The 22,323-nt window shown below is 61.8% G+C and carries 21 protein-coding genes; 12 read left to right on the top strand and 9 right to left on the bottom strand.

Features of this window, described 5'->3' with window-relative positions; genetic code table 11:
- Positions 1–53: 53 nt before the first annotated feature.
- The 3 genes from FIV02_RS15575 to FIV02_RS15565 form a co-directional block, all read right to left on the bottom strand.
- The gene (locus tag FIV02_RS15575; RefSeq protein ID WP_152489129.1) at positions 54–2,477 is read right to left on the bottom strand and encodes a TonB-dependent siderophore receptor; all 2,424 of its coding nucleotides are present in this window, start codon (positions 2,475–2,477) and stop codon (positions 54–56) included.
- Between the two features lie 116 nt (positions 2,478–2,593).
- A complete protein-coding gene (locus FIV02_RS15570; RefSeq protein WP_172979166.1) occupies positions 2,594–4,285 on the bottom strand; it encodes a cyclic peptide export ABC transporter in 1,692 nt (563 codons plus the stop codon).
- A 205-nt stretch (positions 4,286–4,490) separates the two neighbouring features.
- Entirely contained in the window at positions 4,491–5,489 is a 999-nt protein-coding gene (locus FIV02_RS15565) for a FecR family protein (protein ID WP_152489128.1), read from the bottom strand.
- Positions 5,490–5,638: 149 nt separating this feature from the next.
- Here FIV02_RS15565 and FIV02_RS15560 point away from each other — a divergent pair, with 149 nt between their 5' ends.
- The 4 genes from FIV02_RS15560 (at position 5,639) to fhuF (ending at position 9,428) form a co-directional block, all read left to right on the top strand.
- Positions 5,639–6,115: a sigma-70 family RNA polymerase sigma factor gene (locus FIV02_RS15560; protein WP_152489127.1), complete on the top strand. Its 477-nt coding sequence runs from the start codon at positions 5,639–5,641 to the stop codon at positions 6,113–6,115.
- 169 nt (positions 6,116–6,284) lie between these two features.
- Entirely contained in the window at positions 6,285–7,607 is a 1,323-nt protein-coding gene (locus tag FIV02_RS15555; RefSeq protein WP_152489126.1) for a lysine N(6)-hydroxylase/L-ornithine N(5)-oxygenase family protein, read from the top strand.
- Positions 7,608–7,666: 59 nt separating this feature from the next.
- Positions 7,667–8,647: a GNAT family N-acetyltransferase gene (locus FIV02_RS15550; RefSeq protein ID WP_152489125.1), complete on the top strand. Its 981-nt coding sequence runs from the start codon at positions 7,667–7,669 to the stop codon at positions 8,645–8,647.
- Positions 8,648–8,678: 31 nt separating this feature from the next.
- Positions 8,679–9,428, top strand: a complete 750-nt coding sequence (gene fhuF, locus FIV02_RS15545; protein ID WP_152489124.1) for a siderophore-iron reductase FhuF — start codon at positions 8,679–8,681, stop codon at positions 9,426–9,428.
- Positions 9,429–9,435: 7 nt separating this feature from the next.
- On the opposite strand, the gene FIV02_RS15540 is transcribed toward fhuF, so the two are convergent.
- Together FIV02_RS15540 and sstT are read right to left on the bottom strand one after the other, a co-directional pair.
- Positions 9,436–10,203 (bottom strand): ATP-binding cassette domain-containing protein, encoded by a 768-nt coding sequence (locus tag FIV02_RS15540; RefSeq protein WP_037050323.1) that lies wholly within the window; start codon positions 10,201–10,203, stop codon positions 9,436–9,438.
- A 139-nt stretch (positions 10,204–10,342) separates the two neighbouring features.
- Positions 10,343–11,566 carry a serine/threonine transporter SstT gene (sstT, locus tag FIV02_RS15535; RefSeq protein ID WP_037050326.1) on the bottom strand — a complete coding sequence of 408 codons (1,224 nt, stop codon included), beginning with the start codon at positions 11,564–11,566 and terminating at the stop codon, positions 10,343–10,345.
- 364 nt (positions 11,567–11,930) lie between these two features.
- Between sstT and FIV02_RS15530 the strand changes: the two genes are divergently transcribed.
- Both FIV02_RS15530 and FIV02_RS15525 read left to right on the top strand, forming a co-directional pair.
- Complete coding sequence (locus tag FIV02_RS15530) at positions 11,931–13,172, top strand: glutamine synthetase family protein (RefSeq protein ID WP_172979224.1); 1,242 nt, start codon at positions 11,931–11,933, stop codon at positions 13,170–13,172.
- Between the two features lie 42 nt (positions 13,173–13,214).
- Entirely contained in the window at positions 13,215–14,531 is a 1,317-nt protein-coding gene (locus tag FIV02_RS15525) for an MFS transporter (protein WP_152489123.1), read from the top strand.
- A 30-nt stretch (positions 14,532–14,561) separates the two neighbouring features.
- On the opposite strand, the gene FIV02_RS15520 is transcribed toward FIV02_RS15525, so the two are convergent.
- From FIV02_RS15520 to flgA, 4 genes are all read right to left on the bottom strand, one after another.
- Positions 14,562–15,311 carry a flagellar brake protein gene (locus tag FIV02_RS15520; RefSeq protein ID WP_037050332.1) on the bottom strand — a complete coding sequence of 250 codons (750 nt, stop codon included), beginning with the start codon at positions 15,309–15,311 and terminating at the stop codon, positions 14,562–14,564.
- 94 nt (positions 15,312–15,405) lie between these two features.
- Positions 15,406–15,873: a flagella synthesis protein FlgN gene (locus FIV02_RS15515; protein ID WP_037050334.1), complete on the bottom strand. Its 468-nt coding sequence runs from the start codon at positions 15,871–15,873 to the stop codon at positions 15,406–15,408.
- A 50-nt stretch (positions 15,874–15,923) separates the two neighbouring features.
- Positions 15,924–16,259, bottom strand: a complete 336-nt coding sequence (gene flgM, locus FIV02_RS15510; RefSeq protein ID WP_037050337.1) for a flagellar biosynthesis anti-sigma factor FlgM — start codon at positions 16,257–16,259, stop codon at positions 15,924–15,926.
- A 135-nt stretch (positions 16,260–16,394) separates the two neighbouring features.
- Entirely contained in the window at positions 16,395–17,153 is a 759-nt protein-coding gene (gene flgA, locus FIV02_RS15505; protein ID WP_152489122.1) for a flagellar basal body P-ring formation chaperone FlgA, read from the bottom strand.
- Between the two features lie 77 nt (positions 17,154–17,230).
- Here flgA and FIV02_RS15500 point away from each other — a divergent pair, with 77 nt between their 5' ends.
- The 6 genes from FIV02_RS15500 (at position 17,231) to flgE (ending at position 22,267) form a co-directional block, all read left to right on the top strand.
- Positions 17,231–18,163 (top strand): chemotaxis protein CheV, encoded by a 933-nt coding sequence (locus FIV02_RS15500; RefSeq protein WP_047590611.1) that lies wholly within the window; start codon positions 17,231–17,233, stop codon positions 18,161–18,163.
- Positions 18,164–18,207: 44 nt separating this feature from the next.
- The gene (gene cheR, locus FIV02_RS15495) at positions 18,208–19,035 is read left to right on the top strand and encodes a protein-glutamate O-methyltransferase CheR (protein ID WP_037050345.1); all 828 of its coding nucleotides are present in this window, start codon (positions 18,208–18,210) and stop codon (positions 19,033–19,035) included.
- Positions 19,036–19,310: 275 nt separating this feature from the next.
- Positions 19,311–19,718, top strand: coding sequence for a flagellar basal body rod protein FlgB (gene flgB, locus FIV02_RS15490; RefSeq protein ID WP_037050348.1), 408 nt, complete (start codon positions 19,311–19,313; stop codon positions 19,716–19,718).
- 11 nt (positions 19,719–19,729) lie between these two features.
- The gene (gene flgC, locus FIV02_RS15485) at positions 19,730–20,173 is read left to right on the top strand and encodes a flagellar basal body rod protein FlgC (RefSeq protein WP_037050350.1); all 444 of its coding nucleotides are present in this window, start codon (positions 19,730–19,732) and stop codon (positions 20,171–20,173) included.
- A 21-nt stretch (positions 20,174–20,194) separates the two neighbouring features.
- Complete coding sequence (flgD, locus tag FIV02_RS15480) at positions 20,195–20,860, top strand: flagellar hook assembly protein FlgD (RefSeq protein ID WP_037050352.1); 666 nt, start codon at positions 20,195–20,197, stop codon at positions 20,858–20,860.
- Positions 20,861–20,896: 36 nt separating this feature from the next.
- Complete coding sequence (gene flgE, locus FIV02_RS15475; RefSeq protein WP_037050355.1) at positions 20,897–22,267, top strand: flagellar hook protein FlgE; 1,371 nt, start codon at positions 20,897–20,899, stop codon at positions 22,265–22,267.
- Positions 22,268–22,323: the final 56 nt, after the last annotated feature.

Here is a 22,323-nt window from a genome sequence, read left to right as displayed (position 1 = left end):
TCAGCAAGCAAAAGCCCGGCAGCGCCATTGGCGGTGCCGGGCTTTGCACCTGGTTACCAGCTGTACTTGACGCTGGTCATCAGGTTGCGTTCCAGGCCGGGGTAGCAACTGGTGGCCGCGTCGCAGGTGGCGGTGTAGTCCTCGTTCAACAGGTTTTGCGCGTATACGGCCAGCGTGACCTGTGGCGTCAGTTTGTAGCTGGCGGACGCATCGAACAGGGTGTAGCTGTCGGCCCCGAAGGTGTTGGCGTTATTGCCATACATCGAGCCGACGTAGCGGGCACCCGCGCCCAGGGTCAGGCCCCGCAGCGAGCCATCGCTGAAGTTGTAGTTCACCCAGGCAGAAGCCATATGCTCTGGCACGTTGGCTGGCCGGTTGCCCTGATTGCCGTCGTTGCTGCGGGTGATCTGTGCCTTGGTGTAGGTGTACGAACCGAGGATATCCCAGTGCTCGCCCAGTTTGAGACGGGCCTCGGCCTCGATGCCGCGTGAACGCTGCTCACCTTCCGCGACGTTGAAACCGGTAGTTGCCCCACTGCTATTCCGCTCGGCGGTAAGGATATTGGTTTTGGTCAGGTCGTAGGCGGCCAGGGTCAGCAGCAGGTCGTCATGCGGCTGGTACTTCACCCCCACTTCCCACTGCTCGGCTTCGCTGGGATCGAAGGTGCTGCCCTGACTGCTGACCCCGCTGTTGGGCGCGAAGGATTCGGCGTAGCTGATATAGGGCGCCAAGCCGAAGTCGGTGACGTAGGTCAGACCTACGCGGCCGGTGAAGGCGTCGTCTTTCTGGTTGGTGGATTGACTGTTGGGAATGTTGTTATCGAAGTCGTTACGCACGCGGTCGTGACGGCCGCCGAGGGTCAGCAGCCAGTGGTCGTCGAAGTGGATCTGATCCTGGACGTAGGCACCGAGTTGTTCGATGGTTTGGTCGTAATCAGCTCGAGTCTGCGAGTTGCCTGCGTTGGGTGTTTGAATCGGCTGGCCATAGATAGGGTTGTTCACGTTCAGCGGTGGTGTCACGCCTCCGGCGCCCAACGGCATGTTGCGGTAGAACTTGATATCGGCGTCCTGCCAGCTGTAGTCGATGCCGGTCAGCAGCGTGTGGCGGATTGAGCCGGTGTTGAAGTCGGCCTGCAACTGGTTGTCCACCGCGAAGGTATTGAGGTGCTGCTGGCGACGGTCAGCTACACGGAACACGGTACCGCTCGCGGTATCGATCAGTGCCGGCAGCAGGTTGTTGAAGGTCAGATCCACCTGGCCGTAGCGCAGGTTCTGACGGAACTCCAGCGTATCGTTGAAGCGGTGGCGGAACTCGTAGCCGAGGTTGTACTGATCCTGGTCGAAGCGGTTGAAGCTGTGGTCGCCCAGCAGTGTATCGGTGGTGTGACCATTAGGCTTGGTGTAGACGAACAGGCTGCCGCCGTTGCGATCACGCAGAAAGTCGGTGAGCAGGGTCAGGCTGGTGTCCTCGTTCGGCGCCCAGGTGAAGGACGGTGCGATGTACTGGCGATCGTCTTCCAGCTCATGACCATCGTCATACTCCACCTGTGTATTGGCTTCGCGGTAGAGGCCGACGACGCGGTAGAGAAACTGGCTCTGCTCATCGAGTGCGCCACCCACATCGAACTGACCCTGGCGACGGTCATGACTGCCGGCAGTGAGCTGAATCTCGTTGGTCTGGTTGGCGGTAGGTTTCTTGCTCACCCGGTTGATCACGCCGCCAGCATCACCCTGACCGAACAGTGTCGAGGCGGGGCCGCGAACCACATCGACTCTTTCGAGTGCATAGGGCTCGCTGCGAAACAGGGCGTAGTCGTTGTTCTGCTGACGTAGGCCGTTGAGGTAGTCGCTGGTGCTCTGGCCGTTGAAACCGCGAATGAACAGCCAGTCGTAGCCTTTCGGGTCGAGGCCATATGTCTCCACCTTGACCCCCGGCACATAGCGCAGCGCTTCGGTAACGCTCTGTGCACCCTGGGCTTCGAGCTGGGCGCGGGTGATCACCGATACCGACTGGGGTATCTCGAGAATTGAGGTATTGGTTTTGCTGGCGCTGTTGCTGGTTTTGGGTACGAAACTGCTCTGTCCTTCGCTACGCCCTTCGATTACCTGCTCGGGCAGGGCCAGGGCATTGTCACCTGCGCTGGTGAACAGGCTGACGCGGTTACCGTCGAGTTGATAACGCACGCCGGTGCCTTCGAGCAGGGCATCCAGTGCCTGCAGAGCTTCCATTTCGCCAGTGACGGCATTGCTACGCAGGCGGCTGAGTTGGGCCGGGTTGAACAGGATCTGCAGCTCGGTCTGCTCCCCCAGACTGGTCAGTGCCGAGGCCAGCGGTTGTGCCGGCAGGTCGATGCGTACGGGCTCGGCCAGCAGCGGTGCAGAAGCCCCAAGTGCCAGGCCGAACGCAGTGGCGCGCACCAGGCGAGCCAGAGGTTTGAGTGTGTTCGCGGACGGAGAGAAAGAGCTGGATGAGCGCACTGCTGTACTCCTGAATTATCTTTTTAGCGTTGGTTATAATTAGAATGATTTGCTTTAAGACGCACGAGTGAACGGAAACCGGAAAAGAAATTTCACGCTCGTGCTTTGCTGGTGCCTTACCCGACGGGGGAGCTCTCCGCAGCAGGCTCAGTGGTGCCACGATGCTGTTCCTGTAGTGAAACGATTCGTCCGGAGGCCATTTGCAGCAGGCGGTCGGCTACGTGGAAGTAGCGGTCGTCGTGGGAGATCACTATCAAGGTGCGGCCCTGAGCCCGAAGCTCTGGCAGCAGCTCGGTATAGAAGATGCGGCGGAATTCGGGGTCCTGATCGGCGGCCCACTCGTCGAACACCAGCACTGGGCGTTTCTCCAGCCAGGCTTGCACCAGCGCCAGGCGTTTGCGCTGGCCCGTGGAAAGGTCGGTGGTCGAGTAGTTGTGGTCGTCCAGACTGACCTTGTGGGCGATCTCCAGGCGTTCCAGGTAGCGGTTGGCTTCGGCGGGTATGTCCTGGCTGCCCTTGAGTAGATCCTCGAACAGGAAGTAGTCGGCGAAGATGGTGGTGAACAGTTGGCGATAATCATCGCGATTGGCGTCTGTCACCGGCTCGCCGTTGAGTTGCAACGTGCCTCCCTTGGGCACATAGAGTCCCAGCAGCAGCTTGATCAGCGTGGTTTTGCCGCAGCCGTTCTCGCCAGCGATGAAGAGGATCTCACCGGGACGGATTTGCAGATCTACCGGGCCGACGCCAAAGCCTTCTCCACCGTCTTCGGTGGGGTATCGGTAGTGCAGGCCGCGCAGCTCGATGCCTCGCATGGGCGGTGCGCTGCGGCCGTCGTCACTCAAAAGCAGATTGGGTTCTGGCGAGGAGAAACGCTGCGACAGCTCGGCAATGCGGCGGAAGGCCACCTGAGCGCGGCTGACGATGGGCAGCTGACCAACCAGATGCTCCAGTGGCCCCTTCATGTACAGCAGCACCAGGATGAAGCCGCTCAGTGTCGCCTTGTCGGTGCTCGGCCAGAAGCTCTGGTAAGCCAGGGCCACGCCGATGACGATGAAGAACAGGGTCGAGCCGAAGCCCTTGGCGATGACGAACAGATTGATCGAGCGGATCTGGATGTCGCAGATGCGTTCGGCTGTGCCCTGCAGGCGCTCGCTGTAATGCTGGAAGCGGCGCGGGCGGCTGATGCGCAGTTCCTTGGCACCCTCGGCCATGGCGCGATAGTGCTTCTGCAGATCATCTTCGGCGTCACGGGCCTGGAAGAAGCCGCGGATACCCTTGCTGCGCGCCACGTACTGAATGGCGCTGCCGATGACGATAGCCAGGGCGGTGGTGAGAAACATGGGTAGCGAAAGCGAGGCCAGATAGCCCAGGCAGCCAAGGGTGACGGTGAGTGACACTGCCAGTGGGGCGAAGGCGAAAGCGAAATCGCTGATGGTGTCTATGTCATGGGTCAGCACTGGAATCAAGCGATGGCTGCGGTAGCGTTCGATCTGGTCGATCGGTGCCGAGATGATCTTGCTGCCCAGATCCTTGCGCAGGCGCGCGATAACGTGTTGACCGACATAGTTGGTGCCGATGTCGGACACGATAGAGCCCACCAGGGCCAACAGGCAGAGCCCGGCGAAACCCAACAGCAAGGCGCTGTGCATGCCGTCATCGGAATGCAGGCTGTAGTTGATGGTGGCCAGCAGTGCCGTGATGCTGGCGCCGCCAAGAATGCCCAACAGGGTTGCGGCGGCGAGTTGTGGCGCGAACGGGCGTAACAGCCGGAGGAGTTCGCGGAACGTACTTTGCGGAGGTGTCTGCATCATCCAGTCCTGAGGCTCGGCGCAGAGCTGCGCCGGAAAACGGGGCGACGCGGTTGCAATCGAAATGACTGCAAACCCGAATCGTTCCTGTTAAGACGGATAAGGCGAGAGAAAACTCAAAGAAAACCCTGGATAAGTGTCTTGCAGGAGCTTCGCTTCTGCTGCAGGTCCGGCATCGTTCTCCCCGTGCGCATGGCGTGCCCGGCTAGAGTGAGGCGTAGCGGCTCTTCAGTACCAGGCCACCGTTATCGTCACGCCTGACTTCGATGGGCAGCACGGTTGGCAGCGATTCGACCAGCGCCTTGAGGTCGTCGGTACGGTAGACCCCACCTATTCGCAGGTTGCCGCTGGCTGCGTCGCCGAGGCGAGCCGGCTGTTCAAGGTAGCGATTGATCAGTGGCAGAGCGGCGCTCAGTGTCAGATCATCCAGCACCAGTTTGCCTTCGGTCCAGGCAATGGCGTTGGTGGTGCTTGCCTGTTCCACGTCGATCTGGTTGCTCCCTTTGCTGTAGCGTGCCTGCATGCCTGGCGAAAGTTGCGCCTGGCCAGCCTGGGCGCCATTCGGCGGGCTGACGATCACGGCTCCTTCAAGCAGGCTGACCAGCATCTGTCGTTCGTCTGTCCAGACATTGAAACGGGTGCCAGTGACGCGCACCTGGCCATTGTCGGTCAGTACGCTGAAAGGCTGTTCTATGTCGTGAGTGACTTCGAAGTAGCCTTCGCTACCGCTACTGAGCCAGGCACTGCGGTGGTCGCGAAAGATGGCGAAGATCAGTCTGCTGTCGCTGTTCAGTTGAGCGTGCGAGCCGTCTGCCAGGATGACCTTGCGCGGGGCTTCCTGAGCTGCGTAGTAACCAACCTGCGCTGGCAGCAGGCCTGCCGCCCAGCCGCCCATCCAGATAGTCACTCCTCCCAGCATGGCGGCAGCAGCAATCCTGGTCGCGCGCCAGGGGGTTCGTTGGCGGCGAGGGCGAGTTGTCGTGTTGCTGGGCGTGGAGGCGTGGGTTGGGTGTAGTTGATCGGCCAGCCGCCAGATCGCCAGCATGGCGTCGTACTCGTGCTGGTGGTCGGGGGTAGTGGCTATCCAGCGAGCGAAGGCCTGGCGCTCCTCGGCAGTGCAGTCCATGTCATGCAGACGCGCGCACCAGTATGCCGCCTCGGCGCTGAGGCGCTCGTCTTCGTCGGTGGATTGCGGCTCGATCATTCGGGCGTCCCAGGCTTTTGCGAGGCTTTCATTTGCACAAAATGCGAGTGATTATAAGTATCGCTGACCGGGGCTGTCAGCAAGTGTCTGTTGTCGTGACACATCAGGAACCTGCACGGGGCGGTTCCTTCGGGGGCTTAGAGAGTGTCGTGATACACCATTACCAAGAATTGGTCCGTTACCTCAGTCGTACGCTTGGTGATCGCCAGGCGGCTGCAGATGTGGCTCAGGAAAGTGTCTTGCGCCTGCTCGAGCGTAAGTCCTTGGCTGCCATCGAGCAGCCGCGCGCGTTTCTTTTTCGTACCGCGATCAACCTGAGTGTCGACCGATACCGGCGTGCGCAGGTGCGCGCCGACGAGCCGCTCGAGTCTCTGGGGCATGAAGAGCTCGACGACACCTGTGATCCACAGGTTCAGGCCTGCCAGGCGCAGCAGTTGCGCCTGCTGAAGAGGGCGTTGGACGAACTGCCACCGGTTTGTCGCCAGGCATTCCTGATGCGCAAGGTAGAGGGCTGTTCTCATGCCGAGATCGCCGAGATCATAGGCATCTCTCGCGACATGGTGGAGAAGCATATCGTCAACGCCATGAAGCATTGCCGCATGCGTCTGCGCCGGTGGGCGAGGTGAGAGTAGGCCGTTGATGAAGCGTTAGTAATGAGAATTATTATAAATTTCTGAGTTTCTGCCTCGTCTTCTTCTTCAAGACCGCATCCTCAGGCCGCAAGGCTGAGCGAGCGGACTCTCCCAGGCAGGCCCATGGCTTGTTCATGGCAAACGGCTAAAGGACACAGGCATCATGACTCAGTTGATTGTTCCGACCTACGACGTGCTCGGCATCGGCTTCGGCCCCTCCAATTTGGCATTGGCTATTGCTCTGCAGGAGCAGGGTGAGCGGGAAGGGCGCGCTTACAATGCGTTGTTCCTCGATCGTCAGCAGGATTACCGCTGGCACGGCAATACCCTGGTGAGCCAGAGTGAACTGCAGATTTCCTTCCTCAAGGATCTGGTCACTCTGCGTAATCCCAGTAGTCCCTACAGCTTCGTCAACTACCTGCACGCGCAGGGACGCCTGGTGGATTTCATCAATCTTGGCACCTTCTACCCATGCCGGCTGGAGTACAACGACTACCTGCGTTGGGTCGCTCAGCAATTTGCCGATCAGTGCGCCTACGGCGAGTCGGTGGTTCGCGTCGAGCCGGTGCATGGTGCTCAGGGTATCGAGCAGTTACGGGTGATCTCTGTCGACAGTCAGGGTGCCGAGCGCTTCCGCCTGGCGCGCTCCATTGTTCTCAGTACCGGAGGGACTCCGCGGATTCCGTCTGCCTTCACCCATCTGCGTGACGATACAAGGGTCTTCCATCATGCCCAGTATCTGGAACGCATGGCCAGCCAGCCCTGTAATCGTCACCAGCCGATGCGCATCGCCGTGGTTGGTGGTGGACAGAGCGCGGCGGAGGCTTTCATCGACCTCAACGACAGTTATCCGTCGGTGCAGGTGGACATGATCCTGCGTGCGGCGGTGCTGAAGCCGGCTGACGACAGCCCATTCGTCAATGAGATATTCACCCCCGGCTATACCGATCTGGTGTTCAACGAGCCTGAGGCCGAGCGCGAAAAGCTGATTCATGAGTACCACAACACCAATTACTCGGTGGTCGATCTGGATCTGATCGAGCGTATCTACGGCATCTTCTATCGGCAGAAAGTGGCCAAGCAGGCGCGTCATGGTTTCCTGTGCCGGCGCACGGTTGAAAGCGCCCGTGCCAGCGATGAGGGGATCGAGTTGGCGCTGCGCGATAGTGCCACCGGTGATATTGAGAGCAAACGTTACGATGCGGTGATCCTCGCCACCGGTTATGAGCGCAGTTCTCACCGCGAGTTGCTGGCGCCGCTGCAGAAATACCTGGGCGATTTCCAGGTCGAGCGCGACTACCGTGTGCGTGCTGACGCGCAGCTGCGGGCTGGCGTGTATCTACAGGGGTTCAGTCAGAGCAGTCATGGGTTGAGCGACACCTTGCTGTCGGTACTGCCGATGCGCGCTGAGGAGATCGCCCATTCGCTGTTCGAGCGCATGCCAGCAGCCGCTACGACTCAAGCTCGGGCGCTGGAAAGCGCCTGAGTGAGTTCGACTAAATATCTTCATTTGCCATTCGTCTTCAGGTTTTCGAGGTTGTATTCATGACCGGTGTTTCTCTGCCCTTGCCCGATGGGCGCGTGCTTCTGGTCGATGGTGGTGCGGATGAGCTGACCTTGTTGCTGGATGGGCAGCCGCTGCTGCGCGCCGAGCGTCAGGACGAGGTTTGGTGGTTGCAAGGGCGTGATATGCCGCTTGCACTCTGGGCTTTCTCTTATCAGGCGTTCGCCATCGATCCAGCCTGCCAACGACTGCTGCTGAGGCTCGACGATTGTCCTGCTGAGCTGGTGCAGCAGGGGCTGCTCAGCCCTGAGATGGGTGGCCTCTGGCAGGTGCAGCGTTCGATGTTCTGGCAATTGCCGATGCCCTGGCGGAGCGGGGCGGCCAGCGAAAGCTATCCGCAGCGCTTCGTGCTCAGTGATGGGCGGCGTCATCCGCAACGCTCGCCGAAGCCCGCCGGCGAACTGTATCGACGCTTCGACTTTCGTCTGGGCAGTTGGATTTCGCTGCGTACGCTTGATATCGAAGTCGACCTGGAGCGTTTCAATCGCTGGCAGAACGCCCCTCGAGTAGCTGAGTTCTGGCAGGAACAGGGTAGCCTCGATCAGCACCGCGACTATCTCGAGCGTCTGGCGGCCGATCCGCATGTGTTGACGATGATCGGGTGTTTTGACGACCAGCCGTTCGCCTATTTCGAAGCTTACTGGGCCAAGGAAGATCGCATAGCGCCTTTCTACGCTGCCGCTGACTACGACCGCGGCATTCACATGCTGGTTGGCGAGGAGGATCATCGCGGGCCGCACAAGGTGGAAAGCTGGCTATCGGCTCTGGTGCATTATCTGTTGCTGGATGAACCGCGTACCCAGCGCATCGTCGCTGAGCCGCGTGCCGATAATCAGCGGATGATTGGCCATATGCAGCGTCTCGGCTTCTGGCAGGAGAAGGAATTCGATTTTCCGCACAAGCGCGCTGCATTGATGGTGCAGAGTCGCGAGCGTTTCTTCGAGCGATGCCGATTGTGCTGAGTTGGTTCTCCCGAATGCGCAGGGGGGGGCGATGATCGCAGCTCTTGCTCCACTGTTTTTTGGCGAGTTCGCGAGTTATCGCGACGTGCTGACTACCTTTGAAGACCCGCGCCCGTCGCTGCCGGTGCGCCAACTCCTGCATACGGCTCAGCTCGATGCGCTACTGCAGCGGTTCGACCCCTTGCATGTCGGGCAGGACCGCCGAGCACTGGCCTCGCAGTGGTCCAAGCACTATCTGGTTCGACTGATTCCTCCAGTGGTCGCTGCCGCGCTGGTGTTGGGACGTCGTTTACCGTTGGCGCTCGATGCGATTGAGGTGGTGTTGGACGAGCAGGGGCTGCCACAGGCCTTCAAGTTACCCGACGATGGTGAACCCTTTGCTGTTCCACCGGCTGATGCCTTTCAGCGCTTCGCCGAGCTGACCGGGCATCTGCAAGCGTTTATCCAGATACTGGCGACGGAGGCAAGGCTGTCACCCAAGGTGCTCTGGAGCAACGCCGGTAACTACCTGGAGTGGTTCGTCGGTGAAATGGGCAAGGTCTTGCCCTCGTCGTTATTGGTTCATGGCCATGAGTTGATGGAACAGGAGCGATGCGCCGATGGTGTTCGCAACCCCCTGTTCAGGCCGATTCGGTATCTGCAGGTAAGTCAGGAGCTGCGTCCCGACGGTCTCTGGCGCCAGCGTAGGGTGTGTTGCATTCGTTATCGCCTCGAGAACCTCGAGCATTGCGATAACTGCCCCTTGCTGGATCAGCCTCTACCTCATACCGATGATCGTTAGCCTTTGCTCATTGCAAGTAGCTGATCGGCGATCCGTCCGCAGGATTGGTCATTATCCCCATGGGTACGCCGTAGATACGCTCCAGGGTCTCGCCGCGCATCAACTCGGCCGGGTTGCCTTGCGCCAGCAGGCGACCACTGTGCAGGGCCAACATGTGATCGCAATAGCGCGCAGCCATATTGACGTCGTGCAGCACCACCAGCACGCCCAGGCCCAACTCACGGCTGAGGTCGTGGACGCGTGAGAGCACCTCCACCTGGTGGGCGATGTCCAGCGCTGAGGTGGGTTCGTCGAGCAACAGGTAACGGGTGTTCTGCGCCAGCAACATGGCCAGCCAGACGCGCTGGCGCTCCCCCCCGGACAGATGGTCGACCAGGCGATCGGCAAAGATGCCGGTATCGGTCAGGTCCATGGCGCGTTGGATGTGTGTGCGGTCTTCACTACCCAGGCGGCCAAGGGCGCCGTGCCAGGGATAGCGGCCGAAACCTACCAGCTCACGCACGGTAAGCCCCTCGGTCTGTGGCAACTGCTGAGGCAGGTAGGCCACCTGACGGGCGAAGTCGCGCTGGCCCCAGTTTGCCAGCGGCTTGCCGTCGAGCAGTATATGGCCGCCGCTGGGTGCCTGTTGGCGGGCGAGTAACTTGATCAGGGTGGATTTGCCGGAGCCGTTGTGGCCGATCAGACCGACCATGCGTCCGGCATCGATGTGCAGGTTCAGGGGATGCAGCAGTGTGCGTTCAGGGATGCTGTAACTGACGCTTTGCAATTCGAACATGAAGCCGTCCGCGGTAGTTTGCGAAAGGCGTCAATCTAATTCAAACGCTAATCGTTATCAATTTTCCCTTTATCGGTGCCAGGTGTGGCACCAGCCGAAATACAGAAGGCCTGCACGCGCAAGCCTTCTATCTGTCGTTTCAGCCCTGGCGCTTTTCCTGCGCCATGCACGCCGCAGCGGTGAACAGCGCATCGGTGGACGAGTTCAGTGCGGTCTCTGCCGAGTCCTGGACGATGCCGATGATGAAGCCGATGGCGACGACCTGCATGGCCACGTCATTGGGGATGCCGAACAGGCTGCAGGCCAGCGGGATCAGCAGCAGCGAGCCGCCGGCCACGCCCGAGGCGCCGCAGGCGCTGATCGAGGCGAGCACGCTGAGCAGCAGGGCGGTGGGCAGGTCCACCGCGATGTTCAGCGTATGCACGGCGGCCAGGGTCAGCACGCTGATGGTGATGGCGGCACCGGCCATGTTGATGGTGGCGCCCAGCGGGATGGACACCGAGTAGGTTTCCTCGTGCAGGCCCAGGCGCTGGCACAGTTGTAGGTTGACCGGAATGTTGGCCGCCGAGCTGCGGGTGAAGAAGGCGGTCAGGCCGCTTTCTCGCAGGCAGGTGAAGACCAGCGGATAGGGGTTGCGACGGATCTTCCAGTACACCAGCGCCGGGTTGACCACCAGGGCGACCAGGAGCATGCAGCCGACCAGCACCACCAGCAGGTGCAGGTAGCCGAGCAGGGCGTCGAAACCGGATTCGGCCAGGGTCGCGGCCACCAGGCCGAAGATGCCCAGCGGGGCCAGGCGGATGACCAGCTTGACGATGGCGGTGACGCCGTTGGACAGGTCCCCCAGCAGTTGCTTGCTGCCGGCGCTGGCATGGCGGAAGGCGAAGCCGAGGCCGATGGCCCAGGCCAGGATGCCGATGAAGTTGCCCCTGAGCAGCGCATTGACCGGGTTGTCGACCAGGTTCATCAGCAGGGTCTTGAGGACTTCGCCGATCCCGCCGGGAGGCGACAGTTCAGCGGCCTGACTGCTCAGCACCAGTGCCGAGGGGAAGGCGAAGCTGGCGACGACGGCCACCAGTGCGGCGCTGAAGGTGCCGAGCAGGTACATCAGCAGAATCGGGCGGATGTGGGTCTGCTGACCGTGCTGGTGGTTGGCGATGGAGGCCATCACCAGGATGAACACCAGGATGGGCGCCACTGCTTTCAGCGCGGAGACGAAGACATTGCCGATGAAGCCGACGGACAGCGCAGCCTGGGGAGCGACGTAGGCAAGGGCGATGCCTGCCAGCAGGCCGATGACGATCTGCGTCACCAGGCTGATGCGGTTGAGAAGCTGCAGGGCAGGGTGGAGGGCTTGGGACATCGGGTGGTCTCTGGTTGCTGGGCACGCTACTCGAGCAGGGCGCCGGGGCGAGAGGACTTTCAGCCAGGGCCGAAAAAATAGCGCGCGACTCTAGCACAGCCTTCATGGGCTTCTAGCCAGGGCGGTCGATCTCGGCGACGGAGTGCAAGGCGGTGTCGCATCTCGATAAGCTTGCACTGCTTGAAATATTGAACATGCGATGCGTATTTTGTACGTCTCGCCGCCCCTCGGGTGGTATTCGCGTCATTCAAGGACAATAAAGATGAGCACTGCCAACTGCCGCCCACTGGAAACCCTTCTGCAGGGGATCGATGAGATCGACTGCGTCACCCCCGACCTCAACGGGGTACCGCGCGGCAAGGTGATGACCGCCAGTGGCTTCCTCGAAGGCCGTCGCCTGCAGCTCGCTCGCGGCGTGTTGCTGCAATGCATCATGGGCGGCTACCCGGCGGCGCGCTTCTACGGCAGCGATGACGGCGACCTGCTGCTCAATGCCGAGCCGAGCCAGATCCATCGTCTGCCCTGGAGCGAGCCGCCGCGCGCGTTGGCGATCTGCGATGCGGACGAGCTGGACGGGCGCAGTTCCGGGCTGTCCACCCGTGGCCTGCTCAAGCGCGTGCTGGCGCGCTATGCCGAGCAGGGCTGGCAACCCGTCGTGGCCACCGAGCTGGAGTTCTTCGTCTTCGCCGGCAACCCCGATCCGCAGCAGCCATTCCAGCCGCCGCTGGGGCTCGATGGTCGCCGTGAGGATGGTGGCGCGGCGTTCAGCGTCAGTTCCAGCAATGGCCTGCGGCCGTTCTTCGCCGATGTCTACCGCTGCATGGAGGCGCTCGGCCTGCCGCGCGATACCTTCATGCACGAGATGGGCGTGAGCCAGTTCGAGATCAACCTGCTGCACGGCGATGCGCTGCAGCTGGCCGACCAGACCTTCCTGTTCAAGCATCTGCTCAAGGAGGTCGGCTTCAAGCACGGTTTGTCCGTGGTGTGCATGGCCAAGCCCCTGGCGCACACCCCCGGCAGCTCCATGCACATCCACCAGAGCGTGGTGGAGCAAGGCAGTGGCCGCAACATCTTCAGCGCCGACAATGGCGAGGCGACAGCGGCCTTCTATCACTTCATCGCTGGCCAGCAGGCCGCGCTGGCGGATTTCACCCTGCTGTTCGCGCCGCATGTGAACTCCTATCAGCGCCTGTGCCACCCCTATGCCTCACCGAACAATGCCTGCTGGTCGGCGGACAACCGCGCGGCGGGGCTGCGCATTCCCGCCAGTGCGCCGGTTGCGCGACGGGTGGAGAATCGCCTGCCTGGCGCCGATGCCAACCCTTACCTGGCGCTCGCTGCCAGCCTTGCCGCCGGCTTGCATGGCCTGGAGCGCGAGCTGCAGCCGAGCCCGGCGATTCAGGGGGAGTTCGAGGTGCCAGAAGAATTGACGCTACCCTGTACCATGCACGCCGCCATCGAGCGTCTGAAACGAAGCGAGCTGGCAATCGAACTGTTCGGTGCGGAATTCATCGAAGGCTACATCGCCAGCAAGACCATGGAGCTGACCAGCTTCTACGATGAAATAACGCCCTGGGAGCGTCGTGTTCTGGCTGGCCAAGCCTGACGCTGTTTTTGCCTACCCGCGTACAAGGAGCTTTATCCGTCAATGCGACTGATCTGGAAGTCATTCCGTTCGCTGTACTTCGCCACGCTGCTGATGCTGCTGGGTTCCGGTCTGCTCAGTACCTACCTGGCCCTGCGCTTGGCCGACACGGTGGATGGTCTGTGGGTCGGGGCGTTGATGGCGGCCAACTATTTCGGCCTGGTGCTGGGGGGCAAGCTCGGCCACCGACTGATCGGCCGGGTCGGGCACATTCGTGCCTACGTGGCCTGCGCCGGTGTGGTCACTGCGGCGGTGCTGGGGCATGGCCTGGTGGAGTGGCTGCCGTTCTGGCTGTTCCTGCGCATGCTGGTGGGCCTGGGCATGATGTGCCAGTACATGGTGATCGAGAGCTGGCTGAACGAGCAGGCCGATGCCAAGCAGCGCGGCCTGGTGTTCAGCGGCTACATGGCGGCGTCCTACATGGGGCTGATTCTCGGGCAGCTGACGCTGGTGGTGCATCCGACGCTGGGGCTGGAGCTGCTGATGCTGGTCGCCCTCTGCTTCGCCCTGTGCCTGGTGCCGGTTGCGCTGACCCGGCGCCTGCACCCGGCGCCGCTGCATCCGGCACCGCTGGAGCTGCGCTTCTTCCTGGACCGGGTGCCGTTGTCGCTGACGACCATTTCGGTGGCCGGGCTGCTGATCGGCTCCTTCTACGGTCTTGCGCCGCTGTATGCCACGCGCATGGGGCTCTCCACCGAGCAGGTGGGTCTGTTCATGGGCAGCTGCATTCTGGCCGGGCTGCTGGTGCAGTGGCCGCTGGGCTGGTTGTCCGACCGGCGTGACCGGGTGCGCCTGATTCGAGGCTGTGCGGTGTTTCTGCTGCTGGCCGCGCTGCCACTGGCGGCATTGCCGCAGGTGTTCCTCGGCTTGCTGATCGGCGTCGGCTTTCTGGTCAGCCTGATGCAGTTCAGCCTGTATCCATTGGCGGTGGCGCTGGCCAACGACCACGTGGAGCCGGAGCGCCGGGTCTCGCTGACCGCGATGCTGCTGGTCACCTTCGGCGTCGGCGCCTGTATCGGCCCCCTGCTGGCGGGCGTGCTGATGCGTTTCTACGGGGCCAACATGCTCTACGTGTTCGTCTGTTTCTGCGCGCTGATCCTGATCTGGCGCATTCGTCCCGAGGTGGTCACCCACCAGCATCAGGTCGACGATGCACCGCTGCAGCACATGGCCATGCCGGGCAACGTCGCCAGCTCGCCGCTGGTTGCCGCGCTCGATCCGCGCGTCGATGAGCAGACCGTGCAGGAGCAGATGCAGCAGGAGCCGGCTCCTGAGGTGCCAGACGAGAACGAGGAGAAGGGCGAGCGTGCCGGGCAGTAGCCTGCGTCCCGGCAGCGGCTCACGCGGGATTCAGAAGGGGCCGTCGCCTTCGGTGCGACGCGCCTCGCGCTGCAACTGATAGACGAAGCGCTCGACCTGACGTTGCTCCAGGCCGCTCATGCGGTAGAAGCGCGTGCCAACGAATGTCATGTCGAGCTTTTCGTCGTACTGCACATGGCGCAATTCCACTGCGCAGGTCATCGAGCCGAACGGCAGCTGCGCGGTCAGGCGCTCATGCACCTGGCCGTTGCTCAGTTGCTCGCTCAGGTTGCCTGCGAAACGCAGCTTGCAGCCTGTCGCGGAGATGTCCAGCAGGTGGCCGGGCAGCGCATCGCGCAGCTTGTCGCCGGTCAGTACGATCTTGACCTGGTCGCTCTGCTTCAGCTGGGCGCGGAAGGCGCTGCGGCGCTGGTGATAGATGACTTCCAGCGGCAGCGGTGCCCAGTAGCACGGCGCACCTTCGAGTTCGCCCAGCTGCACGTCATGCTCGCAGCTCCAGGCTACGCGCACGCCATCGCGAAAGGCTTCGACGTTGAAGGATTCGCCCTGCTTGAGGAAGCGCTCGCCGTCGGTCGGGATGATTTCGTCCAGGGCCACGCGCGCGCGGTCGCGGTCAACCTCGACGAGATAGCTCTGGAAACGCTGGCCACGTCCTTTGAACTGGATGACCAGCGGATCATGGTTCTGCTGCAATTGACGTAAGGTGGCAATGATCTCTGCGGATGTCTTGAGCACCTTGGGCGGCTGGGGGCCGCTCTCGTCGTGGAACGCACTGGACACAGTTCGGAACTCTCCGAGTCATGGACTACAACGGCACTAGCATACTGGCGAAGTGCCTGCATGTCCCTGTGCTTTTATTGTTGGCGTGATTCGCTCAAGCCTGGCTGAGCGGTCTCTGCTGCGCGATTTTAGCGGCACTGCCCCGGCTGTCATAGAGCCCGGGCGTTTCTCCGCCACGCAGAATGCCGAGGATGTTGCCGACCGACGCCTGATTGGCGCGGATCAGTCGGCCGTTGCGCGTGTTGCCATCCTGGCAGCGTTGCAGCAGCTTGGACAGCTCTTCGCTGCGCGCCAGCAACTGATCACCGACGGCGGACTGGGCGGCCAGCGTGGCGAGCCCCTGGCGGTCCGCGCTCAGGTTGGCGCTCTGCAGCAGGCGACTGCGCTCGTTGCCGTGCTGCTGGAGGAGTGCGAGAAGCGGTTGCTTGTCACCGAGCAGGCGGTCGAGGCGGGTGAGATCGCGGTCGGTCAGGGCCTGGAATTCGTTATCGATCAGCTCAAGCAACTGCTCGGCCGTGCCGATATCGTGGGAGAACAGGTCTAGCAGGGCGGTGTCTTGCATGGCGGGCTCTTGGGGGTCGGGCGTCCAACACCCCCAGCGCAGCCCTGGGACTAGCGCTGGGATTCGAAGTCGAGCAGTTTCTGGGCGACGCGTTTGCTGTCGACCTGATAGCTGCCGTCAGCGATGGCCTGTTTCAGCTGGGCCACGCGCTCCTTGTTGACGATGGGCTGATCGCGCAGCTTCTCGCCGATTGCTTGCAGCTGCTGAGCCTCGCGACTCAGTTGCACGGGTTCGCCGCTCTTGGCGTCGGTTTGTCCATCGCTACCGGTGACAGGCGCTTTGCTCGGCTGTGCCGATTCACTGCGATTGCCAGCCTGAGTCGCGCCGGTACGTCCCGTGGTAGCGGACGTATTGGCATTATTCAGCCGGTTGAAATCGATGACCATGATGCAGAACCTCGGACGATATGGTGGACGCTTGCCATGCTTTTCGGCCACTGCCGAGAAAACTTTAGGACTAATTTCATTGCGTCGTCGAACAGTGTAGGGAATCGCCTGACCTTTACGCTACAAGAAACGTGCCTACATGGCGACCTCGACCTGGCCCGGACCCACGACCCGGGCCCGGATGACCCGCTGCGAGCGCAGGTTGCGGATGTTGATCTGTTCGCCAGGAGCCCCGTCCGTCAGGGCTTCGCCGGGCATGCGCACACTGAAATTGGCGCCGACTGCGTTGATCACGACCTGGTCGCCGCGACGAATCACTTCCGCCGCCTCCAGGTGGCTGGGCGCAATGACCTGATTGGCATTGAGCTGGCGCGTCAATTTCTTGCCGACGACCTGCGCCGGGTCCGTCAGGTAGCCCTGCGAAAGCTGGCCGATATCGCGCTCGGCCATGCTCAGGTCTGAAGCCTTGACTATGCTTAGGCGCTTGAGGGGGCGGGTGAGTACGGCGACATGGCGGTACAGGCGCACTTCGGCGGGAACGAACACGGTCCAGGGGGCGCTGCCGTCGCAGCGCACACGGGTGGTGACCCGGCCCAGGGGCTGTGCCGGACTCTCGAGCGTGGTCGTCAGCGGGACGTCGCACAGTGCCAGGCGCAGGCGAGGATCGAGACGATTCACACGAATCTCATGGCGGCCGTGGATTTCGCTACGCTGTAGATAATTGGTGACCGCTTCCTCAAGAAAGGTCTCGGTGGCGCCGATAAGTTGTTCAGCACTGGTAAAGCTGGCCGCCGCCGTAGCGCTATAGCCGAGCATCGGCAAAGCGAGTAAAACGGGCAGGGAAGTAAGGCACTTTGCCAGTAGCTGACGGAATGATGACGTTGTCTGCTTCATACGCAATGCAAAGCAAGCCCCGTGCCGCCTGCTAGGCTCAACGGGGAGAGCGTTACTAGACGAGAAGGAGTCCGGGCATGGCCGGGTTGATGGATTCGGTTAACCAGCGAACTCAGTTGGTGGGACAGAACCGCTTGGAGTTGTTGCTTTTTCGCCTGGAAGGCCCGCAGCTATACGGTATCAACGTATTCAAGGTGAAAGAGGTCCTGCAGTGTCCGAACCTCACCATCATGCCCAAGTCCAGCCCGGTGGTGCGCGGGGTGGCCAACATTCGTGGCGGCACCATCCCGATTCTCGATCTGTCGATCGCCACCGGTCGGGCGCCGCTGAGTGATCTGAAAACCAGTTTCGTGATCATCACCGAGTACAACACCAAGGTTCAGGGCTTTCTGGTGCGTTCGGTCGAGCGCATCGTCAACATGAACTGGGAAGAGATTCATCCACCACCCAAGGGCACTGGCCGCGACCATTACCTGACGGCGGTCACGCGGATGGATCAGCAACTGGTGGAAATCATCGACGTCGAGAAGATCCTCGCCGAGGTCGCGCCCACGTCGGAAGCGATTTCCGCAGGCGTCATCGACGAAGAGGTGCAGAGCCAGGCGGTCACCAAGCACGTCTTGATCGTCGATGACTCCTCCGTGGCGCGCAAGCAGGTTTCCCGCTGCCTGCAGACCGTGGGTGTCGAGGTCACTGCGCTGAACGATGGCCGTGAGGCACTCGACTACCTCAAGAAGATGGTGGATGAAGGCCGCAATCCCGATAAGGAACTGCTGATGCTGATTTCCGATATCGAGATGCCGGAAATGGACGGCTATACACTGACCACGGAGATTCGCAGCGACCCGCGCATGCAGAAGTTGCATATCCTCCTGCATACTTCGCTCTCGGGCGTGTTCAATCAGGCGATGGTGAAGAAGGTCGGCGCTGACGATTTCCTCGCCAAGTTCAAGCCGGATGATCTGGCGGCGCGCGTGGTTGATCGCATTCGTGTGTCGGATGAGGGCTAAGAGAACGTCTCTTGGCAAACATTATGGTTGGTGAGGCTGCATTAGTGTCTTCGGGTAATTTGGATTTCGAGCAGTTCCGGACTTTCCTGGAAAAGGCCTGCGGTATCCTGCTTGGCAGCAACAAGCAGTACCTGGTCTCCAGCCGTCTGAACAAGCTGATGGAACAGAACGGCATCAAGACCCTGGGTGAACTGGTGCAGCGCATGCAGAGCCAGCCCCGGGGAGGATTGCGTGAGCAGGTGGTCGATGCCATGACCACCAACGAGACCCTGTGGTTTCGTGACACCTATCCGTTCGAGGTGCTCAAGAGCCGGGTACTGCCTGAGCTGATCAAGGCCTACCCGTCGCAGCGGCTGCGCATCTGGTCGGCGGCCTGTTCGTCCGGCCAGGAGCCGTATTCGCTGTCGATGTCCATCGACGAGTTCGAGCGGACCAACCTGGGGCAACTCAAGGCCGGTGTGCAGATCGTGGCCACGGACCTGTCCCCGTCGATGCTGAGCAACTGCAAGTCCGGTGAGTACGACAGTCTGGCCATGGGCCGGGGGTTGTCGCAGGAACGCCTGCAGCGCTTCTTCGACCCCAGGGGACCTGGGCGCTGGCAGGTCAAGGCGCCGATCAAGAACCGTGTCGAGTTCCGTCCGCTCAACCTGCTGGACAGCTACGCCGCGCTGGGCAAGTTCGACATCGTGTTCTGCCGCAACGTGCTGATCTACTTCTCGGCGGAGGTGAAGAAGGACATCCTCACGCGCATCCATGCGACCCTGAAGCCCGGTGGCTACCTGTTCCTCGGGGCGTCCGAGGCGCTCAACGGCCTGCCGGACAAGTACCAGATGGTGCAGTGCAGCCCGGGGATCATCTACAAGGCCAAGTAGCCGCGACGCCGGTCGGGTATGTCAGCAACGGGAGGCCATGTGCCTCCCGTTGGCGTTTTCGGCGCCCGCGCAGCGGCAATGTGCAGCGGCAACGCATGCCCGCATGGCATTGCCGCCTGGTTGCCCGTAGGCGGTAAAGCTTTGCCGCTTTGCCGCTTTCCCTTCTCTGATATTTGCCTAACGTATTGATTTACAAGGGCTAAACAAGTTGGCACAGGCTTTGCTGAATAGCTCGCAACGGTAACCAGATCGCCCCAGTGGCAAAGGTTCAGAGCATGAGCATCAATTTCGGCAAGGCACTCGGTATCCACGAACAGGCGCTCGCGTTCCGCGCTCAGCGCGCCGAGGTGCTGTCCAACAACATCGCCAACGCCGACACGCCGAACTACAAGGCGCGCGATCTGGACTTCGCCAGCGTGCTCGCCGAGCAGAATGCCAAGCAGCAGCGCGGCAATGTCAGCCTGGCGCGCACCGATGGCCGCCATATCGCGGCTGACGGCGTGGCCACCGGCGAGGCCGAGCTGCCTTACCGCACGCCGTTCCATGCCTCTCTGGACCAGAACACCGTCGACCTGCAGATCGAGCAATCGAACTACGCGGAAAACTCGGTGCAGTTTCAGGCCAGCTTCACCTTCCTCAACAGCAAGTTCAAAGGGCTGACCGCGGCCCTGCGCGGCGAATAAGGAGCGCGACCATGTCTCTTGCCAGTGTCTTCAATATCGCCGGAACCGGTATGAGCGCCCAGAGCACTCGCCTGAACACCATTTCCAGCAACATCGCCAACGCCGAGACCGTCTCCTCGAGCATCGATCAGACCTATCGGGCCCGTCATCCGGTATTCGCCACGGTGTTCCAGCAGGCGCAGGACGGGGATCGCGGCTCGCTGTTCGCCGAGCAGGACGACGCTGGCCGTGGTGTCCAGGTGCTCGGTGTGATCGAGGATCAGAGCAGCCTGATGCCGCGTTACGAGCCGGACCATCCGATGGCCAACGCCGATGGTTACGTCTACTACCCGAACGTCAATGTGGTCGAGGAGATGGCTGACATGATTTCCGCCAGTCGCGCCTTCCAGACCAACGTGGAAATGATGAATACCGCCAAGCAGATGCTGCAGCGTGTGCTGACCCTCGGTCAGTAACGTATTTGAAGGGGACTAGGGATGAGCACAGTAAGCGGCACGAGTTCGGTACTCGATCAGTATCAGATCAAGCAGGACACCACGCAGAACAAGGAGCTCGGCAAGAACGAGTTCCTCAACCTGCTGGTGGCCCAGTTGAACAACCAGAACCCGCTGGAGCCGCAGGGCAACGGCGAGTTCATCGCCCAGCTGGCACAGTTCAGCCAGGTGGAGGGTATCGAGAAGCTCAACACCAGCATGGAGTCGCTGCTCTCCGGCTACCAGTCGTCGCAGGCGCTGCAGGCTTCCTCGCTGGTCGGACGCAAGGTGATCATCCCCAGCGAGAAAGCCGTCGTCGATACCAGTGAGAGCTTCAAGGCGACCGCCGTTCTGCCGGTCAGCAGCAGCAACGTCTACGTCAACGTCTATGACAACGCCGGTTCGCTGGTGTCGCGCGTCAACCTCGGCGAGCAGGCTGCCGGCAACGTCAGCTTCATCTGGGACGGCAAGGATTCCAACGGCAACCTGATGCCGCCAGGGACCTACAAGTTCGAGGCGCAGGCCACGTATGGCTCGGAAACCAAGGGGCTGTACACCATGCTGCCGGCCAACGTCGACAGCGTGACGCTGGGTGGCGGCGAGCTGATGCTCAACCTCGCCGGCCTCGGCAGTGTTCCGCTTTCGCAAGTGCAGGTCATCGGCCAGTAATTATTGCCGCCGGCAGTTCCGGCAAAGGAGTCTTCCATGTCTTTCAATATCGGTCTCAGCGGTCTGCGGGCGGCAACCAGCGACCTCAATGTCACGGGCAACAACATCGCCAACGCCGGCACCGCGGGCTTCAAGCAGTCTCGCGCCGAGTTCGCCGATCTCTACGCCTCGTCGGTGCTCGGCACCGGCAAGAACCCGCAGGGCAGTGGTGTGCTGCTGGCCGACGTCGCGCAGCTGTTCAACCAGGGCAACATCAACTACACGCAGAACGCCCTGGACATGGCCATCAGCGGCAATGGCTTCTTCGTCACCAGCAACAACGGCGACATCAGCTATACCCGCGCGGGTTACTTCGGTACGGACCGTGACGGCTACATCGTCAACAACTTCGGTTATCGCCTGCAGGGTTACGGCGCCGACGAGAACGGCAATATCCTGCCGGTGCGCACCGACCTGCGCGTCAACGCCGGGCAGCAGGAGCCGAAGGCGACCACCACGGTCACCCAGACGGTCAACCTGAACTCCAATGCCGTGCGTCCGGTCAACGCCGGGACCATGGCGGCGCCGACCTTCGACCCGAGCGATTCGCAGTCCTTCAACTGGTCGACCTCCACCAACATCTACGACGCCCAGGGCAACGCCCACGTCATGAGCCAGTACTTCGTCAAGAACGAGGCGCCGGCCAACAACGGCTGGGTCATGCACGTGCTGATCGACGGTGTGAACCCGCGCGACCCGAGCAGCACCCAGCCCTTCAGCTATGCAGTGAACTACGATGCCGCCGGGCAACTGGCGACCCCGGCGCTGACGCCGCTGGCCAGTACGCCGGCGAATCCGGCCCTGGACGCGCCGGCGATTCCGGCGGGCACGCCGAACGGCATTTTCGCCCTGGCCGATACCGACTGGACGCCGGCGGAAGAGGACCCGGCCAACCCGGGCACGATGGTCGCCAACGGGGCTGACAGCGAGGCGTTTACCTTCGACATGCGCGGGTCGACCCAGTACGCCGCGTCGTTCGGGGTCAATGCCGTCAGCCAGGATGGCTACACCACGGGTCAGCTCGCCGGGCTCGAAGTCGACGATACCGGCGTGATCTTCGCCCGCTACACCAACGGTCAGTCGAAGGTGCAGGGGCAGGTGCTGCTGGCCAACTTCGCCAACGTCCAGGGGCTGACGCCGGTGGGCAAGACGGCCTGGGTGCAGTCCTTCGAGTCGGGTGAGCCGGTGATCGGTACCCCGCGCAGCAGTACCCTCGGGGCTCTGGAGGCGGGGGCGCTGGAGGACTCCAACGTCGAGCTGTCGGACCAGCTGGTGAACCTCATCGTGGCGCAGCGCAACTACCAGGCGAACGCCAAGACCATCGAGACCGAGAGCGCCATCACCCAGACCATCATCAACCTGCGTTGATGGCGCTGACCTGAGATGAAGCGGCAAGCCAGGCTTGCCGCTTTGCCGTTCCGCAA

The sequence above is a fragment of the Pseudomonas sp. THAF187a genome, from assembly GCF_009363395.1.
Lineage (GTDB): Bacteria > Pseudomonadota > Gammaproteobacteria > Pseudomonadales > Pseudomonadaceae > Aquipseudomonas > Aquipseudomonas khazarica.
Note: the sequence above shows the minus strand (reverse complement) of the source record. Positions and strands in the feature narration are given on the sequence as shown.